Annotated in this window: 19 protein-coding genes, 2 tRNA genes and 1 pseudogene; 6 read left to right on the top strand and 16 right to left on the bottom strand. The window is 33.5% G+C overall.

Annotated features, from left to right (window positions below; genetic code table 11):
• Positions 1-93 precede the first annotated feature (93 nt).
• Together htpG and FW781_RS08880 are read left to right on the top strand one after the other, a co-directional pair.
• Positions 94-1,986, top strand: a complete 1,893-nt coding sequence (htpG, locus tag FW781_RS08875; protein WP_149387388.1) for a molecular chaperone HtpG — start codon at positions 94-96, stop codon at positions 1,984-1,986.
• 940 nt (positions 1,987-2,926) lie between these two features.
• On the top strand, positions 2,927-3,319 hold the full coding sequence (locus FW781_RS08880) for a helix-turn-helix transcriptional regulator (RefSeq protein WP_047386296.1): 393 nt from the start codon (positions 2,927-2,929) through the stop codon (positions 3,317-3,319).
• 293 nt (positions 3,320-3,612) lie between these two features.
• Here the strand turns inward: FW781_RS08880 and FW781_RS08885 are convergent, their stop codons facing one another.
• Entirely contained in the window at positions 3,613-3,909 is a 297-nt protein-coding gene (locus FW781_RS08885) for an MGMT family protein (RefSeq protein ID WP_149387389.1), read from the bottom strand.
• Positions 3,910-3,998: 89 nt separating this feature from the next.
• On the opposite strand from FW781_RS08885, the gene FW781_RS22405 reads away from it, so the two are divergent.
• Positions 3,999-4,145, top strand: a complete 147-nt coding sequence (locus tag FW781_RS22405; protein ID WP_167498843.1) for a hypothetical protein — start codon at positions 3,999-4,001, stop codon at positions 4,143-4,145.
• A gap of 255 nt (positions 4,146-4,400) precedes the next feature.
• On the opposite strand, the gene FW781_RS08890 is transcribed toward FW781_RS22405, so the two are convergent.
• The 5 genes from FW781_RS08890 to FW781_RS08910 form a co-directional block, all read right to left on the bottom strand.
• Entirely contained in the window at positions 4,401-5,375 is a 975-nt protein-coding gene (locus FW781_RS08890; RefSeq protein ID WP_045500886.1) for a deoxyhypusine synthase family protein, read from the bottom strand.
• A gap of 397 nt (positions 5,376-5,772) precedes the next feature.
• Positions 5,773-6,153, bottom strand: coding sequence for a GreA/GreB family elongation factor (locus tag FW781_RS08895; protein ID WP_142717856.1), 381 nt, complete (start codon positions 6,151-6,153; stop codon positions 5,773-5,775).
• A gap of 300 nt (positions 6,154-6,453) precedes the next feature.
• Positions 6,454-7,098 carry a hypothetical protein gene (locus tag FW781_RS08900; RefSeq protein WP_149387068.1) on the bottom strand — a complete coding sequence of 215 codons (645 nt, stop codon included), beginning with the start codon at positions 7,096-7,098 and terminating at the stop codon, positions 6,454-6,456.
• A gap of 48 nt (positions 7,099-7,146) precedes the next feature.
• The gene (gene arfB / locus FW781_RS08905) at positions 7,147-7,539 is read right to left on the bottom strand and encodes an alternative ribosome rescue aminoacyl-tRNA hydrolase ArfB (protein WP_149387069.1); all 393 of its coding nucleotides are present in this window, start codon (positions 7,537-7,539) and stop codon (positions 7,147-7,149) included.
• A gap of 39 nt (positions 7,540-7,578) precedes the next feature.
• Positions 7,579-8,607 carry an AMP-binding protein gene (locus FW781_RS08910; protein ID WP_149387070.1) on the bottom strand — a complete coding sequence of 343 codons (1,029 nt, stop codon included), beginning with the start codon at positions 8,605-8,607 and terminating at the stop codon, positions 7,579-7,581.
• A gap of 99 nt (positions 8,608-8,706) precedes the next feature.
• Here FW781_RS08910 and FW781_RS08915 point away from each other — a divergent pair.
• Together FW781_RS08915 and FW781_RS08920 are read left to right on the top strand one after the other, a co-directional pair.
• A tRNA-Gln gene (locus FW781_RS08915) sits at positions 8,707-8,777 on the top strand.
• A 154-nt stretch (positions 8,778-8,931) separates the two neighbouring features.
• Positions 8,932-9,002: transfer RNA gene (locus FW781_RS08920), tRNA-Gln, on the top strand.
• A 589-nt stretch (positions 9,003-9,591) separates the two neighbouring features.
• On the opposite strand, the pseudogene FW781_RS22645 reads toward FW781_RS08920, so the two are convergent.
• The 4 genes and pseudogenes from FW781_RS22645 to FW781_RS08940 form a co-directional block, all read right to left on the bottom strand.
• Positions 9,592-10,536, bottom strand: a pseudogene (locus tag FW781_RS22645) (recombinase family protein); the annotation flags it as partial.
• A 36-nt stretch (positions 10,537-10,572) separates the two neighbouring features.
• A complete protein-coding gene (locus tag FW781_RS08930; RefSeq protein ID WP_149387071.1) occupies positions 10,573-10,734 on the bottom strand; it encodes a DUF2624 family protein in 162 nt (53 codons plus the stop codon).
• A 444-nt stretch (positions 10,735-11,178) separates the two neighbouring features.
• The gene (locus FW781_RS08935) at positions 11,179-12,273 is read right to left on the bottom strand and encodes a hypothetical protein (protein ID WP_149387072.1); all 1,095 of its coding nucleotides are present in this window, start codon (positions 12,271-12,273) and stop codon (positions 11,179-11,181) included.
• A 1-nt stretch (position 12,274) separates the two neighbouring features.
• Positions 12,275-13,090, bottom strand: a complete 816-nt coding sequence (locus FW781_RS08940) for an RNA polymerase sigma factor (RefSeq protein ID WP_149387073.1) — start codon at positions 13,088-13,090, stop codon at positions 12,275-12,277.
• Between the two features lie 853 nt (positions 13,091-13,943).
• Here FW781_RS08940 and FW781_RS08945 point away from each other — a divergent pair.
• Positions 13,944-14,288 carry a helix-turn-helix domain-containing protein gene (locus FW781_RS08945; RefSeq protein ID WP_149387074.1) on the top strand — a complete coding sequence of 115 codons (345 nt, stop codon included), beginning with the start codon at positions 13,944-13,946 and terminating at the stop codon, positions 14,286-14,288.
• Positions 14,289-14,713: 425 nt separating this feature from the next.
• On the opposite strand, the gene FW781_RS08950 is transcribed toward FW781_RS08945, so the two are convergent.
• The 6 genes from FW781_RS08950 to FW781_RS08975 all read right to left on the bottom strand — a co-directional run bounded on the left by FW781_RS08950 (position 14,714) and on the right by FW781_RS08975 (position 19,954).
• A complete protein-coding gene (locus FW781_RS08950) occupies positions 14,714-15,898 on the bottom strand; it encodes a hypothetical protein (protein ID WP_149387075.1) in 1,185 nt (394 codons plus the stop codon).
• Positions 15,899-16,139: 241 nt separating this feature from the next.
• Complete coding sequence (locus FW781_RS08955; protein ID WP_172625687.1) at positions 16,140-16,607, bottom strand: DUF922 domain-containing protein; 468 nt, start codon at positions 16,605-16,607, stop codon at positions 16,140-16,142.
• A 100-nt stretch (positions 16,608-16,707) separates the two neighbouring features.
• On the bottom strand, positions 16,708-17,463 hold the full coding sequence (locus FW781_RS08960; protein WP_149387077.1) for a DUF6882 domain-containing protein: 756 nt from the start codon (positions 17,461-17,463) through the stop codon (positions 16,708-16,710).
• A gap of 47 nt (positions 17,464-17,510) precedes the next feature.
• A complete protein-coding gene (locus FW781_RS08965; RefSeq protein ID WP_149387078.1) occupies positions 17,511-18,491 on the bottom strand; it encodes a hypothetical protein in 981 nt (326 codons plus the stop codon).
• 210 nt (positions 18,492-18,701) lie between these two features.
• Positions 18,702-19,295, bottom strand: coding sequence for a suppressor of fused domain protein (locus FW781_RS08970; protein WP_149387079.1), 594 nt, complete (start codon positions 19,293-19,295; stop codon positions 18,702-18,704).
• Positions 19,296-19,318: 23 nt separating this feature from the next.
• A complete protein-coding gene (locus tag FW781_RS08975) occupies positions 19,319-19,954 on the bottom strand; it encodes an immunity protein Imm33 domain-containing protein (protein WP_149387080.1) in 636 nt (211 codons plus the stop codon).
• Positions 19,955-20,017 lie beyond the last annotated feature (63 nt).

The following is a 20,017-nucleotide window of genomic DNA, read 5'->3' on the forward strand; positions in this document are numbered from 1 at the left end:
ATTATTTCGCACTGAAAAAATGCCATTCTGTCACTTTCTGCTGCATGGTATTTTTTTTGAGAAGTATGTTGAACAATTAAAATATAAAATATGATGACTAAAGGAAATATTAATGTATCTGTGGAAAATATTTTCCCACTAATTAAAAAGTTTCTTTACAGTGACCACGAAATATTCTTAAGAGAATTGATCTCCAATGCAACGGATGCTACTTTAAAATTAAAACATTTAACAAGTATCGGAGAAGCGAAAGTGGAATACGGAAATCCGAAACTCGAAGTTAAAATTGATAAAGACCAGAAAACCTTACGCATCATCGACCAAGGTATTGGTATGACAGGTGAAGAGGTTGAAAAATATATCAACCAGGTTGCTTTTTCAGGAGCTGAAGAGTTTTTGGAGAAATATAAAGATTCGGCTAAAGATTCAGGAATTATCGGACATTTCGGTCTTGGATTCTATTCTGCATTCATGGTCGCTGAAAAGGTGGAAATACTTACAAAATCTTACAAAGATGAACCGGCAGTACGTTGGATCTGCGATGGAAGCCCGGAATTCACTCTTGAAGAAACTGCTGACAAAACAGACAGAGGAACGGAAATCATCCTTCATATTGCTGAAGATTCTGTAGAATTTCTGGAAGAGGCAAAAATTCGTGAACTCTTATTAAAGTATAATAAATTCATGCCGGTTCCAATCAAGTTCGGGACAAAAACACATACACTTCCTTTACCGGAAGATGCCCCCGAGGATGCCGTAGCTGAAACAGAAGAGGTAGACAATATCATCAACAATCCGGTACCGGCATGGACGATTGCTCCAAGCGAACTGACCAACGAAGATTATATGAAGTTCTATCACGAGCTGTATCCTATGCAGTTTGAGGAGCCTTTATTCAATATTCACCTAAACGTTGATTATCCATTCAACCTTACCGGTGTTCTGTTTTTCCCGAAACTGAGCAACAACCTGAATATCGACAAGGATAAAATTCAGTTATATCAAAACCAGGTATTTGTAACAGATGAAGTAAAAGGAATTGTTCCGGACTTCCTGATGCTTCTGAGAGGTGTTATAGATTCTCCGGATATTCCATTGAATGTTTCCCGTTCTTACCTTCAGGCTGATGGTGCCGTAAAAAAGATCTCATCTTACATCACGAAAAAAGTAGCCGACAAAATGGCTTCTTTGATCAACGAAAACCGTGAAGATTATGAAAAAAAATGGAATGACATTAAGATTGTAATAGAGTATGGAATTGTTACAGAAGAAAAATTTGCTGAAAAAGTAGACAAATTCACACTGTATCCTACAACAGACGGAAAATATTTCCTTTGGGATGAATTGGTTGAAAAAATCAAACCTGTACAAACGGATAAAGACAATAAACTGGTTGTACTATATGCTACCAATGCTGATGAACAACACAGCTACATCCAATCTGCAAAGGATAAAGGATATGAAGTTCTGTTATTAGACTCTCCTATCACTCCACATGTTATCCAGAAGCTGGAAACTTCAAAAGAAAATATCTCTTTTGCAAGAGTAGATGCAGATCATGTAAACAACCTGATCAAAAAAGATGAACCCGTAATTTCAAAACTGAATGAAACGGAAAAAGAATCTTTGAAAAAGAATGTAGAAGAAGCTATTCAGGATTCTAAATTTACCGTTCAGCTTGAAGATCTTGACAGCAATGATGCTCCATTTACCATTACCCAACCAGAATTCATGAGAAGAATGAAAGAAATGCAGGCTACTGGCGGAGGCGGAATGTTCGGAATGGGTGGTTTCTCGAAAATGTACAATCTTGTGGTGAATTCCAACAGTGAGCTTTCTAATCAGATTTTAAAGACTGAAAATGCTGAAGAGAAAGAAAGTCTGATCAAATATGCCTTGGATCTTGCGAAACTTTCACAGAACTTGCTGAAAGGAAAGGATCTGACAGATTTTATACAAAGAAGCTATAAGCAACTTGAAAAATAATACACGAGAGACTGTTTCATTTTGAAGCAGTCTTTTTTTGTTTTGGAAGAATGTTGAAAAAACGCAAAGACGCAAGGTTTTAATATACTATGTGCTTTAAGGCGCAAGGATTTTATCTAAGATAAAATTTTGTACCGTTAAATCTTTACATAACCCTTGCTGAAAATCTCTGATTTTCTTGCGCCTTAAAAACACCCATAATGCTTGGGAGCTCTTTGCGCCTTTGCGTTTCTAACAAACAAAGAGAATAAAAAAGCAATCTAAAAAATAACACAAGAGACTGTTTCATCTGAAGCATTTTTTTTGTTTGGGAAGAATGTTGGAAAAACGCAAAGACGCAAGGTTTTCATATACGATGTGCTTTAAGGCGCAAGGATTTTATCTAAGATAAAATTTTGTACCGTTAAATCTTTACATGACCCTTGCTGAAAATCTCTGATTTTCTTGCGCCTTAAAAATACCCATAATGCTTGGGAATTCTTTGCGCCTTTGCGTTTCTAACAAACAAAGAGAATAAAAAAGCAATCTAAAAAATAACACAAGAGACTGTTTCATTTTGAAGCAGTCTTTTTTTGTTTTGGAAGAGAATGTTGGAAAAACGCAAAGACGCAAGGTTTTCATATACGATGTGCTTTAAGGCGCAAGGATTTTATCTAAGATAAAATTGTTTACTGCTGGTCTATTATGTATTGCTCTTGCTGAAAATCTCTGTTTTTCTTGCGCCTTAAAAACACCCATAATGCTGGGGAACTCTTTGCGCTTTTGCGTTTTCCAACAAAACAAAAACAACCTAAAAATCATCAACAATTAATCTAAATAAGATTCATATTATAAAGCTTTTCTACATTTTCCATTCGCTTTCATTGGTTTGCTCTATATTTTTTCTGTTTTTTATTGTATAGATTCTGCTTTTTTGCCATTTTTGTATAAAATGTCGGTCATGCAAAAAGAAAAATTACGCGTCATCAGAAAGCAAAAAGGCTATACTCAACAACAGGTAGCTGACTTTATCGCAACGGATGTATCCAATTACAGCAGAAAAGAAAGCGGTGATGTAAGGATCGTAAAAGATGAGTGGGACAAACTTGCCCGTTTCCTGGATGTACCGATTGAAGATATTTATGAAGAGGAGGAACCTACAGTAGTTGTTAATAATGATCATCCTGTCTTTAATGACAGATCTTCTTCTGCAGGAGTAATCACTAACCAGAATAATTATGATAATATTCCGGGAGCTATTATTGAAAATTTACAAAATTATATTACTTTATTAAAAGAAGAAAATATAAGGCTTAAACAAGAACTGAAAGGTCTCCCAAAAGGAGGAAAATAATGCGATTTAAAACTTTTAAAATATTAATGTCACTCATATTAAACTATGGAGTGACATTTTTTTATAAAATAATTTTAAAACAAAATGCGTTTTTTGACACGAAGGATGAATGATTCAAATGTTTTATTTCAGGAAGCAAAGAGTTCCGACTTTGTCGTTGATGAAGCTTTGTGATACGTGTTCGCTTAGAAAGAATCAATGGAAATTGATTCCGACTTTGCTCCCTTACACATATTATGATTGATAGATAGAAGCTTTGCGTTAAAAGCTTATTATTTCTAATAATTTAAAATTTACAATTCTGCCAACGGATCCCAAAACAGCTTTTTGAAATTTTTTATTCTAAGATTTTCCACAACAATTCCTTCTTTTTCCAGCTTAGACTGAAATTCAGGAACAGATAAAACCCCTGAGCTTGATATGACACGGTGAGCAGGAACATTTTTCGGACATCCTCCCATCGCCTTTCCTACATGTCTTGAATGGTTAGGATAGCCAACTGCTTTTGCGATGGCACCATAGGTAGAAACTCTGCCTTTGGGAATAAGTCTTGCTACTTCGTATACCTGTTGTTTGAAAATCTCGTCCATATTAAATTGTTGTTTTAAGTCAGCTTCCTTTTTTTGCATCATTTTTGAACTCTCTTAAACTCAATGATGTTTCATTAAAAGATAAAGATATGAAAAAATCATTTTTCAGGCTGTTGAATGCAGTTAATAAAAAGGTGCTTCCGAAGTTGAGTAAGAAGGATCCTAATCAATTGACGAAGGTTGAGAAAGGTATTCTTGCGTATCGGTATTTTGTATTGGTGAATTCTTTGGATTGATTTTTTTATTTGACTACTGAACTATTAAGCGCATTTAAGTTTTTAAGAATATTAAGAGAATAGCTAAAGCTATTTTTCAGCTGCCTGCTTTTATTATTCATCAAAGATGAGACTTAATTATTCTTACTCTCTTCATTTTTTTTATGGTTTAAAGAGTTTTAGTTTTCATAACAGGCCTATTTCAAAATCTAGCAAAAAAAAACGCTCCAAATAAATTGAAGCGCTGTATGATAATCTCTGACGAGAGTTTTATTCTTATGCGTTTTCTAATATATAAGAGAACATCAATGGTGCACAGATGGTTGCATCACTTTCAACGATGAATTTCGGTGTAGTGATATCAAGTTTACCCCAAGTGATTTTTTCATTTGGAACGGCTCCTGAATATGAACCGTAAGATGTTGTAGAATCAGAAATCTGGCAGAAATAAGACCAGAAAGGAATGTCATGCATTTCCATATCCTGATACAACATTGGCACTACACAGATAGGGAAATCTCCAGCGATACCTCCACCAATCTGGAAGAATCCAACTCCTTTTCCTGCTGAGTTTTTAGTATACCAGTCAGCAAGGTAAGTCATATATTCGATACCTGATTTCATTGTAGTAGCCTTAAGCTCTCCTTTGATACAGTAAGAAGCGAAGATGTTACCCATTGTAGAATCTTCCCATCCTGGTACTACGATTGGCAAATTAGCTTCTGCTGCTGCAATCATCCAGGAGTTTTCTCTAGGAATTTCATAATACTGTTCCAATACTCCTGAAAGGATCATTTTGTACATGAATTCGTGAGGGAAATATCTTTCTCCTTTAGCTTCAGCATCTTTCCAGATCTCAACGATATGTTTTTGTAATCTTCTGAAAGCTTCTTCTTCAGGGATACAAGTATCTGTAACTCTGTTCAGACCTCTTTCTAAAAGATCCCACTCATCCTGAGCAGTCAAATCTCTGTAATGAGGAACTCTTTCATAGTGAGAGTGTGCTACAAGGTTCATTAAATCTTCTTCAAGGTTGGCACCTGTACAAGAGATAAAATCTACTTTCCCCTGACGGATCATTTCAGCAAGAATCTTCCCTAATTCAGCAGTAGACATTGCTCCTGCCAAAGTAATCATCATTTTTCCGCCATCTTTAAGATGTGCAACATATCCTTTAGAAGCATCCACCAATGCAGCTGCGTTGAAGTGCAGGTAATACTTTTCTATGAATTCAGTTATCGGTTTGCTCATTTTTTTAATTTTTGCAAAGATAAAACTTAAAAACGGAATGCAGTCAAAGCACTTGAAGAAAGTGTAACAGAGGAGTCTTTTTTTATCATTTGTTAAATGCTAAAACTGTTTTGTTGGGAAACACAACAAAGACGCAAAGAGCTCCAAGTATTGTAAATATTTTAAGGCGCAAGAACATTTCGACTTCGCTCAATGTAAAATTTTCAGCAAGGGTAATGTATAAAGTAATCAACAGTACAAAATTTTATCGGAGATAAAATCCTTGCGCCTTAAAGCACATAGTATATTAAAACCTTGCGTCTTTGCGTTCCCCAAAACAGCTGAGCTAATAATAAAAGCGCAGCTCAAATAAGCCACGCTTTCATTATAATTTAACTTAATAATACTCAATATCTATTTATCCTTCCCAGGCTTCCACTTTCAGGATCTCAATTTTTCTTTCACCATCTCTGAAAGGCCAGTTGATCACATCTCCTACTTTATATCCTACTACTGCAAGGGCAATATCCGATAGTATGGAATGCTTATTCTTTTTAAGTTTTGCTTTGGTAGAGGGTACAAAAATATATTCGTGCTCAAAATCTAAGGTATGATCTTTCAAAGTCACTTTCCTTTCAACGGTTACGATATCAGCAGGCAGATCTCTTCTCAATACCTGTTTTGCATTTCTGAGCTCTTCCGTAAGTCTTTTTTCTTCTCCGATGCTCACTTTCTTCCTTCTGAGTGTATCTTTTATAGCATCATAAATTCCGGTGGTTACAATAATATGATTGGACATTTTCTTCAATTTTTTTAAATTAAAATGCAGTTATTCCCTAACGATCCAATGTAGAACCCAGGCATACAACAGCCTTCTTCTATAGAAAACCGCAAAAAAGCAATAAATAAAATCCGAAATGAGTCCCTGTCTTGGATCCTGACAGGGCTTAATTGATAAAGTCCTTAGAACTTTTCAGAAAAGAATCTGTGTGCAGATAAAGTAATGACAGCAACAACCCTGATTGTCTGCGTTCTGCTGATAAAGAGATTGTTGCTGCCATTATTATGAGATTATTTGTAATCTTTACAAATATAGCATTTAAAAACGGAATGTAGCGGCTGCGCTTAAAGAAACTCTTGTAAGACCTTCTTTCTGGTCATCACCAAGATCAACGGTCTGTCCATTAACTTTTATTTTGCTCAAGGTTCCTGCGGTAATTCCCAACTTAGGACCTATCATAAAGTTTTTTGAAACTGCATATTGATAGGCTGCCCCCAGTTCCAGACCAAGATTGGAACCTGTGCCTTTTACCGCTTCTGTTTTTGTAGTATAAGTAATTACTCCAAGAGATACATCAGCAACAATTTTGTGGTTTGTAGGTTTGGTATAATTGGAGAACATAACAGAAGGTCCAAAGAATGTAATATTATCTTTAGTACTTATAGAAGCTGTAACCGTCTGCCCGTTCATATTGTATCCGCTCAATACAGCACTGCTGGAAGCATTATAATTGGAAAATTTAGCACCAATCCCAATATCTTTCACATTATAGTAAGCCGCAATTTCAAAATGAATTCCGTTTTTCAATCCTTTAACGTAATTTTTTTCTGCCATGGAAAGCCCGGGTGCTGTTTTAGCTACTCTCCATGCATATCCTACAGCCGGTATGATGGTTATTTTTTCCTGTGCGAAAGAAAGTAAAGAACTCGAAATAGTTCCCAATAGAATTAGTTTTTTTATCATGGTTTTAAAGTTTCCGGCAAAATTAAAATTTTCTCCGGGAGAAACAAGCTAAAATTTGAAGCGTCTGTTCTCTTTTTTATCGGAAAGCTTTTTCTTGCCATCAAGCCTTTTTTGTTTCTGAGCTCTTGAAGGTTTTGTTGCAGTTCTTTTCTTTGGAATGATGAGGGCTTTATTTACAATTTCAATTATTTTTTCAATGGCTTTATTTTTATTCATCAGCTGAGTTCTACTTTCGGAAACTGTAAGGAATAAAAAGCCTTCTGCATTAATTCTGTTTTTCAGTTTATCATTAATCAATATTTTTTCATCATCATTGAAAAACTCAGATGAATCTACTTTCCAAAGTACGGTAACAGCAGTCTCTACTTTGTTGACATTCTGCCCTCCTGCCCCACTGCTGCGGGAAGTTTTGAAACTGAGTTCTTTTGAAAAGTTTTTCATTTTTTTAAGATTTTGAGATGCTAGAATCAAGAGCCAAGACTAGAGATTTATGTTTATATTTCTTTGCAGTTCTATTCTGTTTATTTTCCCGTTGGGAGTTCTCGGAATTTCACTGATGAAGATAATTTCTTTTGGCTTGTGAAAACTCTTCTCAAACGGTATTTCTGAAATTTTCTTTATCACCTCATCTGATTCATTTCCTTCTATAATCAATATCAATTTCTGACCCAAACTTTCATCCGGCAAACCAATACATACAGCTTCATTCGGAATTTCTTTTTTTACCAAAGCTTCAAGAGCTTCCGGAAAAATTTTTGCTCCTCCGGAGTTGATAACATTATCAATTCTTCCAAGAAATTTAAATTGTTTTTCATTTCTAATATCAACTAAATCATTAGTTTGTAATTCTTCAGCATTCACATTTGGCGCATAGATTTTCAGACATTTTCTTTCATCCAAAGAGATGGATACATTTTCAAAAACGGTGAAATAGTCTTCCTGTTGCGGCATCAGTTGTTTTAAGCCAATATGAGAAAGCGTTTCAGACATTCCGTAGGTTTCAAAAATACGGTTGGAATTATCAAGATTCATCTTCAGAATTTTATTTTTAAGACTTTCTGAGACGGCAGCACCACCAATGATCAGATTTTTAATCAGATGAAGTTTCTCCAGTGAATTTTCTACCTGAAGCGGAGTCATTGCGCAAAAATCTATTTCTTCATCCAGGTTTTCAACAGGTTTTAGGGAAGGTTCGGCAATTCTTAACTTCATTCCTCTTTCTATAGAGCGGACAATCATCATTTTTCCTGAGATGTATTCTACAGGCAGGCAGAGTAATGCAGTATCTCCTTTTTTTAATCCCAAAAAGTTACAGGTCATCACCGCAGAATTGATCATTTTCTTTTTTTCGATTTCAAAGATTTTTGGTACTCCCGTAGAGCCCGAAGTCTGGACATGTACCCCTGTTTTTTCTGAAAACCATTCTTCCAGAAAAATTTTCACTTTTTTTTCAAACTCCGTATGAAACGATAATTTATTAATATTGAGATTATTGAAGTCTATCAGCATATTTTCCGTAAATAAAATCCACAGTAAATTTAAAAAAAAATTCAAAAAGTTCTTGTATGTAAAGAAAAAAGCTGTAAATTTGCACCACCAAAATAAAACAGACCTATAGTGTAACGGTAACACTCCGGTTTTTGGTACCGTCATTCGGGGTTCGAATCCCTGTGGGTCTACAAACCATCCTTCTTTAAGGATGGTTTTTGTTTTTATTCTACTCCATTGATTATGGGATTAAAATCTATTTTTTTCATGTAAACAGTAGAAAATTGAAAGAAGATATTTGTAAATAAGAAAAAAATATATAAATTTGCAACACCAAAATAAAGCAGACCTATAGTGTAACGGTAGCACTCCGGTTTTTGGTACCGTCAGTCGGGGTTCGAATCCCTGTGGGTCTACATAGCAGGAGAAATGATTATTATTATCATTTCTCCTGTTTTTATTTTGTGATAATCCTTTGTTAATCTGAAAGATATAGTGAGCTACAGCATTAATTCTTGTGGTTCGATAATGATTTTCGTCAAATTCAAGTTTTTCAGGAAAAATCGAACCAATAATTTGTCGCTTGACTGCAATATCCCCTTCTGTATAGACTTTCCAAATATTTGTAAGCGTTTCTAATGCTTTTTCCAGTAGCTTTGGTATATCTACTTTATTTTCTATCGGCTTATCATTTAATTGTGTTTCCAGTTTTTCAACCTGGTCTTTATATTCTTTTTTTATTTCAAGATATTCTTCATCGGTAATTATTTCAGAAAGAAGTTTATTTCTCGCCAGAGAAATCCTTGAATTCAACCTATCTATCTCATCAGATATCTTCTTTCTTTCATCTTGTGGGGCTTTTATAAACTTCTGATAGTTATCCAGAAATACTTTTTCCATAAGCTTTTTTGCAGGCTCAGTCATTTCCAATTGCTTTAATCCTTCTTCAAAAACTGAATTGACCAATTCTGCTCTATGGCGGAATCCACAAACTGCATTGCAATGATAATAGTAGTATCTATTATTTCTCCCTTTTGAAGCGCTTGCCGTAATATTTTTTCCACATTTAGGACATACCAAAAAACCTCGTAATGGAAAATGCTCACCGGAAAGTATTTTAGTATTAGGCCGCTGAAGTCTCCTTTTACCATCCAGTATTTCTTGCACTCTGTTGAATAGCTCCTCACTGATTAAAGCTTCATGTTGACCATCTACAAAATGTGCTTCTTCATCTTTGTGTTTTTCTAAAAATACTTTCCCATAGTATATGGGATTTCTTATTGCCACATGAAAAGATGTTCTGCTCACCTTTTTAATTGTTAATTCATTTACCCTTTTTCTGATTTGATTAGAGGCTAATACCCCTTTTGCGATCTCATTAAAAGCCCAGCTCATTGCTGATGCTTCAGGTTCTTGCAGTACAATATATTTTTCACCATTTTCCCTACTTTTATTAGCATAGCCAAATGGTGCTTTTCCCATAACTCTTCCTTCTTTTTTTGCCCTACGCATTCCATAAAACACGTTAAGCGCCCTTCTGTCATTTTCGACTTCAGGCGCTGCCAAATAAATTGCGAGCATCATTTTATTTTCGGGAATAGAAAGGTCCAAAGGCTGGTCAACGGCCTGCGGTTCTATTCCCAATTTTGCAAGTGTACTTATCATTTGATATGCGTCCCCTGCATTACGGCTGAAGCGGTCCCATTTAGTAAATAGAATAAGGTTTGTCTTACAACTTTTCTTTTTAAGTGTAGTTAAAAATCTTATCCAGCCGGGGCGGTTAAATGATTTTGCGGAATGGTCTTCGTAGATGATTTGTCCAATAGAGATATTGTTAGATGAACAATATCTTTTTAAACGATCCTGCTGATCTCTTTGTGAATATCCTTTGTCTGCCTGTTCATCAGTAGAAACACGGATGTATAAATCTGCTACCTTCATAATTTTCATGTTTAGTAAATATTAGAGGATAGCTTTAGAAATAAATTATTCAGAACCGAAGTACTTTCTAATAACAGCCAAGGTAACAGAATAAAGAAAGTCCATGATTAATTCTGCCTCTTTCTCTGTTATTTCCATGCCTTCGTTTTGAAAGAATTCCATCACCTCCTCAATGGGTATTTTTTTTATTTTCTTGTCCTCCAGCACTCTGTATAAATTTCAAATAAAATTATTAGCGAAATTGAATAATAATTTTATTCGGCTTTGAAGGAATGTCTATGTCTTTTAATGGCTTTATTTTAAAGCTAGTATTTTCCGTCAACAAAAAAATTGTAGGTTTCACCTTATCTACATTTCAATTGGATTATTATCCATCTACAGCCATGAAGAAATTTTCATCAATTTCTTACTTTTATTCAGGTAAATTAAATTTCTCCTGATTACACTTTATTACCTAGTCAAGAGCTAAAGCCTCTTGCTTTATTCAAAACATCATTGTAAAACGTTTAATGTTTTTTCTCTTATGTATCTTCTGCTCCATATTATACATATAAAAAAGAGCCCACGCCGTTGTATATACTACTAAAGTATTTAGTGAGAGTCCAAGACCTCACCCTACGGGTGTACAAGCACCCTCATTATTTTTTCAGGCTATCCAATGATTAATTCGATACCAGCTTTTTCTGCTTTATATTTTATTTTAGTCTGTAATTCATAATAGCTCCAATTGCGTAGCACAAATTCATTATCTTTTGCAATGCCAATTTTATCTTCCTGATTTTTAAGAACAAGTGTGCCTGCTTGCTGGCGGATGCAAAAATCTATCAGCTGCCGACTGTACACATGAAGCCGATGACTTACATATTTGCTTTCCAGATTCTCTGTTTTATACAGTGCTTTCTGTTTGCGTTTGACTCCATTTCCTGAACGGGCAAAAGCTATACTTTCTTGAATCCTTTTCTGACTTGCCTGAATGGCAAGCCTACGATATAAAAACTCTTCTTTTGTACCAATATTGATGCGTACATTATTGGCTTTTGCAACTATAGGATGTTCCAGAGATAAGCAAGCCTCAGCGATGATTTCAGGTTGTAAAAGGTGTTTTTCTTTTTCAAATTCAAATACTGCGAGCCAATAGATTTTTCCGGCTTTCAGCTGAATCTGTGATGTGCAAAAATTTATTTCTCCTCTTAAAAGCCGTTCCATTATTAGACGCTTATCAGAAAAGTCTTTTCCTAAATATGTTTTAACCGGAATCGCAAACATGTTGAAGCAAAATGCTTTCTTTTCAGGATCATACTTCATTTTGCTGATGCATTTAACCGGAAGTGGAATGGGAATGTCCTTTTTAAAGTTTCTCAAAGACTTTAGGCCCTGCCAGTAGTCAGCTTTGTTCTTAGAAAAGGTTGATTGAATCGTATTGTTCAGGCTTCCCAGAATATCGGTAGGAATCTCTCCTTTGAACCGGTCAAAAACCGTACGTGCCGTTGTGCTTGTTTTCGAACGTGTAAATATTCCCATTTGATCTTTGTTTGCATCAGCAAGCTTGTATTGGATTTCTTCCGTCAGATAAAAGAAATCCTTAATCATTTCCTGAACGTACAAATGGGAAACTATAAAATTGGCCGCTCGGAAACAGCGGTTCTGATAACGATAGAGCTTTTCCCATATCTCGTTTTTTTCATTGGAAGGAACGTCGATCAGCAGCTGAATTTTTCGGGTAAGTGTAATCGTTGATTTTTCCATTTCAATGAGCTTTTTCGGAGATATTTTTATTTTGTAGATATTGATAAGCATATAGAAACTCCCGATGGACCTGCTTTTCAGAAAGTTTAAGTTCCTTGGCAATTACTATGAAAGAAGATTTTTGTTCGACCCTTCTTTTCATAATCTCAAGCTGCTGACTGCTTAATTTATTTGGTTGCTCTTCACTATCGGAAGGTTTTTCCTTTGGTTTTTCAAGAGAACTTCTATTAAGAATTTTCCGAAGATCGTCTATGGCTCTGTTAACCTCATTGCTTATGTCTTTTACGCTGCTTCCCATTGCCTCTGCAATGGATTTGTACTGAAAGCCGTACTCAAGACAAAGCTTAATCAAGTGTCTTCTTTTGGGACTTATTACATTTAAAACCCTATTAACTTCATCAAAATCTTTTTGATTGGACTCCTGACTGAGAAGATGCTCTTTATCTTGCTGGGGATCATAACTGACAAGATAATCCTGATAGTTCTCAAAACGTTCAAGGGAAGTGGTTAAGCGGGTGAATTTATTTTTCGGAGCATTGAAATAAGATATACAGTCTCTTTTCAAAACAAACCGTAAAAAGCCAAGAATGTGATTTGGAGTTTCAATAGAATCACGGTGTAACCAGAGTTTAAGGAAAGTATCCTGTATAAGCGTTTCCACGACAAAATCATCCTCAAGCATTTGTTTTCCAATCCAGAAAAGAAGTCTTTTGTAGCGTAAATAGATATGTTCTAAAGAGGTCGGATTCCCTTTTTTCAGCAGTTCATATAGCTGATGATCGGTCAACTTCCGGGGTAAAGAGTTTGTACTTTTCATAGCAGTATATTTTAGCTAATTTATTGCTGGAAGGATTTTAATCTGATATCCAAACTTTTCTATTGTGACATATCGAGCTTTAGAGATTTTATGTACTATTGGCAAAAATTTTTGTATTGGATTTATCAAATATTTGTCTGGTTTTAAGTTTTTAATCTCATATACCAGTTGCTTTCTCTACTCATTATAGGAGTAATTTCCTTCGTAGGCTTGGACATCTTGATTGATGTCAATAATGTTTTTTTTTATCTTAAAACAGATGTATCCCCCTATCCTTTTACCTTTATAGAATCAAAATTTGGTAGTTGTGGCACAAAATACTTACTTTTAAAGGTGAGAGTTTAAAAGATAACCAATTTTAGGAGCTGGGATTTTTTGTAAATCCACATCGAAACATACCTTACTATAATGTTAGGTATAGAGCTGATGGCCTTTATTGAAAATAGGATTAACCTACTGGTGGTTCCTTAATTGGAATGTTGGACAATTTCGTTCTCATATTAACTATTTTAAATGTTGGTATAGAACGATATTTTCTGTATGAAAAATTTCCTTGTAAAAAAGCAAGGAGCGGTCACACGTTTTGGGCTCATGGGCGACCAACCCAACTTTTAAACCGTAAGATTTAAAAGTTCCAACCACAATTAACGTGAGAACCGCCCTCATGCCGTATGCAAAGTTAGTGAACTTTTAGACATGGAGCGATATCACGGTTATCTCAGTTGGGAATTGGTCGTTTTGAGCTGAGAAAACATCGTCAATTAATGCTTATTGGCATAATTATCAAATCGCTAAAGCAAATATAAGAATAATATTTAAATATCCAACATGTTGGATTAAAAAAAAATAATAAATGGAAAAGATAATTCAATTTGAAACAACTCAATTTGATTTGGATTTAATAGAGCATATCAAAACTTTGAGAAAATTAAAAAACATTACCAAGGAAAAGCTAAGCTTATTAATGGGGGTTTCAAAAACATTTGTAGGAAATGTAGAATCATATACTCAACGACATAAATATTCAACTAGACATATTACTTTGCTTGCAAAAGCTTTCGATTTTAATAATATTTCGCAATTATTGGACTTTCCAACACCTAAGTATGATAAAATAAAAGTTACCATTAAGCAAACTTTGAATGAGAGTGGGACTAAGGTGATTCATAATGAAGTCATGAAAATAGAAGCGCTCTAATGTAATTTCTCAAAAATTGCAATATTTAGTAATCTCTTAAGGAATGTTCTAATGGACTTTTTTGATTTTGACGTATAAGAGAATAGAAAATTACTCTGAACCATTATTTTAATAAGATGAGAGTATTTGGGATTTAAAGAAATAAGGTGTTTATGATTCTCAAGTAAAAAATAGCCCTATGGATATGTCTTTTCCCAAAGAATTTGGAGCTACTACCCTAATTCCGCGACTAATAATTGTATTTTTCAAAAGAAAAAGGAAAAAAAGAAAGGCAAAATTCATTGTGGAAGATTTTAAAAAGCAAGTTTATGATGAAAAATACGACCTGCAAGGTGGAGATTTTTTAGCATATCCTTTGGACCTGAACTTGTCTTTTAAAAATCTGAAACAATACCTTTGTTTTCTTTTATGAATTTTTGCCCGTTCTATTGTGACCTCTTTATCTTTTTTCTTTTTTGTTGAAGCGGAATATGTTCGGTATTATATTGTATCCCATGATTATCAAAATTCAATAATGAAAAGATTTCTAAGCTGCTGTCAGGATTTTTAAAAATCTCCTCCAGTGATGAAAAAGGAATATTATTTTTTTCAGAAACTTTTTTACAAATACTGTCAAGTATTGCTATAATTTTTTCTTTACTTGTATCGAATAATTTTGGTTGTTTAAATTTTTCAAACTGTATGGCCTTTATAATGGTATCTTTCACTGAATTGAAATAAATCTCCTTTTCATTCGTGTATGCAGTAATGCTAGACAAAATAAATGACAGCTTGTTTTTTAATAGTGATACTTCTTTAGTTAACTCAATATTATTTTGTTTAAGCTCAGTTATTATTTTGGTTTTGGATTGAAGAATTTCCTTATTTTTAAGCAGTTCTGTATTATATGACTTAAAAACTCTCTCGTAGTTTTCAATCGTTTTATCTGTTTTGATCTTACTAAAGCCTAAAAAGTCATTCTCTTTTACGATAAGATCTTTAAACTTTTTAGAATTAAGCTCTGCTCTCATTTCAGTTATTCTGCTGTTTAGCAACAAAAGCTCTTCTTCTTTTTTTTGAATTTTAAATTCTATGGCTTCAAGCCGCCCTCTAGAGCCCGAAATCCCTCTATCCATTTTCAGACATTCAGCGGTAATATCCTGCATTTTTGAATAGTGAAATGATTGATGCTTCAACGTCTTTCCAGTTTCTAAATCCTGCCAGTCTGCTATTAAATGAGCATGGTAATTAGGCTTCCATTCTTTAGAATCTTTATCATAATGTCCTTCATCCCTATGAATGGCAATTTGAAAAATTCTTATTCTTAGTTCTTCTTCAAGCCTTTTAGAAAGCTTATGCAAATCCTGCATCGTTGTATTTTCTTTAATTACAACTACAGCTTCACGAATTGGTAATGCATTCTTCTGTAACTTTCTGCCGGATTTGTCCTTACAGTAGGCTTCTATAGACCTAAATCTATCTGAAATTTTATTTTCTACCCAATATTCATTTTTTTCTGTAAGATCTTTTTTTATATAATCGAAGGTTTTCCTTCTGAAATTATGCGCTTCGGAATCTGTTTTGACCGCCTTAAAATTGATAGAGGTTTTCACGGCAATAAAATAATTCACATAATCATTATCTTTAAATAATAAGACTTATTGGGCTTCAATTTTCACTTATTGGCTTCATAAAATAAATCCGTATCGATTAGATACGGATTTATGTATTAGTGAAAAATGAACTTGATACCAAACAGAGCATTGAGACATAATACTCAATAAAAGGGTGTCTTTTACTCTCCTACAGAGAATAATTCACCTAATTGAAAATTTGTATTTCTTGAAAAATATCCAGAGTCACTGCTACTCCTTACTTTCTGTTCTTATTATCTTTTTCATTAAATGTATCATTTACCATACTCTCAATAATATCATTATATTTATTTTGCTGTTCCAAATTTGCACCATGTTCAGTATCTAAGTCATACCTACTCTGAAAAGCACTATACTCAGCAAAATTCTCATCATATAGTTTTTGAAAATTATTATTAAAATCTTTTGTGCCTTTAACTTGGCTATTTATAACATTTTGAAGTTTATCAGCAAATACATGAGCAATGTCAAAATGCTTTTGTTCATGCTTCAGGATATGACTATTAGCAGTATATTTTTTATTAATCCATGATTTTTCAGGGTAAAATATCGCATATATTTTTATTTTGATCTTACCAGTCCATATTGAATTAGAAACAATTTTATAATCTATTCCAATATATGATTCTGCACCTGTACTATTATCTTCCTCATGTGTAGGATGAGCGAAATCTTTAAAATCCAACTTTCGATCTGTTGACCATTGTATTGCTTGACTTAATAAAGTTTGAGAACTTAATAAAAAAACAATAAAAATTTTATACACCACATTATTATACTTTAATTTACGATTTAATATTACTGAATTCTTTTAATTCAAAATAACAGTTCTCACAAATCAGTGTTATTCCCGCAAATTTTTCAGACTCCTCAGTCCAACCATCATTCTCAATTCTAATTTTTTCGCAGTCGCTACACCATGCCTGGAAATCCTCATCTTCTTCCAATTCCATACCCTTATAAGTCTCAAATGCTTCTTCAAAACCATTTGATGCTTCAAGATTTAAATGCTGACATACGAAAGCAGGTCTTGAATATCCATGACTACCACAATCAACTTTCTTCTGCTTCATCATTTTTACTTCTGATGAATATTCGCCAACGCCATTGAGGATTAACATATATTTCTCTAATTCATTACTGTTGACTCTATATACACCAATACCTTTCAAAAATTCTAAACAAATTGAAGACAATTCCCATCCGGCATACTCATCACTAGCGAAAGTTCCTGTATAGAGTTTTTCGTAATTATTTTCAATGCCAAATTTCTTTACTACCAGAAGTTCATTTTTATTCTTTTCAATGGAATGAGTGTTATACCAACTCCACATCCATGTCTTTGATTTTAAGGAATAGGTTCCTACTGGAATGTATTTAAAATAGACTTCATCATTATCATCATTATATAGCCTTAAGAGTTCCAATTCACTGTCATAAAACCAATTTACATATGAATCAATTCTATAAACGTCTTTGAAATCATCTTGGACCTTAATTAGTTTATTTAATCTTTGTTTACTATATTCTTCGTAATTCATTTTCTAATATTATTATACTTGATTAAATTAAGCACATCAATAACTTCTTAATTCAAAATTTCTTTTATCCATTTCGCTGATTTTAAAAACCGTTTTGATACATCATCACCCCATTCTGCTCCATAATCGAATCGGTAGATACAACTATCTTCATTCCTCAAAACAGTCTCCACAACCTGTAAAAGTTTATCTTTTTCTATAGATGCTGATACTTCTTGAAATTTTCTATTCCAGGCAGGTGTAGGATTAGCACTTCTGGCTGAATCAAAAAAACAAATAACCTGAACCTTACTCTCAAAGTCTTTCCATTGATCTTCTGAAATCTGCAAATTAAAAATATCATTAATAATCTTATAGCAACCCTGATTATTCACTACTTGGAATCCTTTCAAATAGTGAATTAACTCTACATCTGTTGCCAAAACTAATTTTAAAATCTTTTTAAAACAGATAATATCATGGTGAAAGTCTTTCTGAGATACTATGTACAAGATATTTTTCAAAGTTTCAAACTTAGTACCAGCAGAACCTTGCTCTATAATACCACGAACATTTTCTATTTTAAGAATGTCCTCCAAAAAATTACTGTTGGGCGAAATAAAATAGTTCTCTCTAAGATAAACAGTAACATATAAAAAATCTTCCGGAGAGTAGACAATCATCCTATCCTTAACAAGCTTAGATATCAAATTATCTCTAAGTAAAGCTCCAATCCTTGCTACATACAATGACCTTAAAAAAGCATCATTAAAAACATTGTTATAGTTTAACAATTTTGGGAGAATATACTTATAACTTTTCCTTGTGATTTTTGAAGAAATTAATTCGTTAAACTTGGTTTCCAATTCAGCTTCTGTTTTCAACTGTTCATCCTTATTACTAGATGCTTCCTGATGTTTCAAAAGTAATAAGTCAAACCAAGATTGAATACTCATGAAATCACTTTTGGAAATATTTAATTCTTTGGCTAAAATTGTTGATTTTTCAAGTTCATCATTCTTAAAAATCCAATACGGATTGTTCGTCATAATTTTTTTTGAATTTATTATGGTGGCTTTATGTTTCCCACCTGATCTGTATAGTTGTAAATATACTTATTTAATAAAATAGCACGGATAATAAACCCGTACTATAATCTTCATAAACACATGTTATGATAATCAATCTTTTCTTATGTATTCTTACTATTTTCTCGAAAATTTGTAGGAGCAAGAGCATTACAACAGAATAAATAATAGTTATATTACTGACTTTCTATTGATGTCAAATATATCAATGTCTTTCTCTTGAAATATGTCTTCCAATGCAGATGCTCCGTTTTTCATTCTATATTCAAGTTCATTATCAGAAATTGGAATGCACAAAAGCCAATGTACAGTCTTTGTACTAAGATCCAGTGGCTTTAATTTGCCTTGCCATAGAAATGGAGAGACAAATATTATATGTCTCATTTCGGAATCTTCATAATACATATCAACAATTCGCATAAAGACTGATCCTGGCTGACATTCCCACCCTTTTTTAGTGATAAAAAATCCTGCTATAGTTAGAATATCTGATAACATATCAAACTCTTTGTATCCGCAAATAAGAAGTTCAATAGGGATATTTTTGAGGTTACCATCATTCATTTCAATTCTATTAGGATGGTCAGACACACCTATTGTACCGAAAATTTTTATATTGGGATAAATCTGGTCATCACATTCAAAAATATCAATAAAATTTATATTTAACTCATCCCAATGACGGTCAATCTTTTCGTTAATTCCCACTATAGTTGTTATATACTTAGCTAGATTTTTGTTTTCTATAGAAATTTTATCAAACATGAAATTTAGTATTAAATTGAAAACTATTCCGGCTCATCCTGTCGTATCTCTATCTTTCCTTCTTCCATAAGGAATCTGTATCCGAAAGGTATTGCCAAGTACTTTAAAATATCAGGACGAGCAAAAGCAACATGATAAAAATGCACCATTTTTAATGACTTAATATCGTCATTATAGTCATCCGTGAGAAGGTACCATCCACTCTCATCTTGAGGTGAGTCATATCTAATTCCTTCAATATCCTTTCCTTCGTAAACACCATCTGATATAACAACTGACTGGTTGAAGTTTGGAAAAAGAGGAATAAGATTCTGCTGCCAACATGTTTCGCTTTGCTGCCTAACAACCGAAATTGCCATATCACAACCTTTATTAAAACTGCTGCCGTCAGCGTTTGCTTCATATAGATCATAGCAATTATCTTCATCCATCCTAAATTGTAAAAGCCATGAATAGTAGCCAATATTGTGATTTTCAGAAATAATTGGTTTACTATCTACGATATAATCTATAATATATTTAATAACCTCTATATAGTTTTCGGATAGATTATTACCAATGGCAACTCTAATTTCTTTAGATATATAAGAATCTAATTCCTTTGTTTCCAAATAAAGATTATCTATTATATATATTTGAATTCCTTTGTATATTATCATATATTTTTAAATTATAAAAACCAAATAGATTAAAACAAACCCTTGCATTTCTGCAAGGGCTGT

The organism is Chryseobacterium panacisoli, from assembly GCF_008274625.1.
In the GTDB taxonomy this organism is placed as follows: Bacteria; Bacteroidota; Bacteroidia; order Flavobacteriales; family Weeksellaceae; genus Chryseobacterium; species Chryseobacterium panacisoli.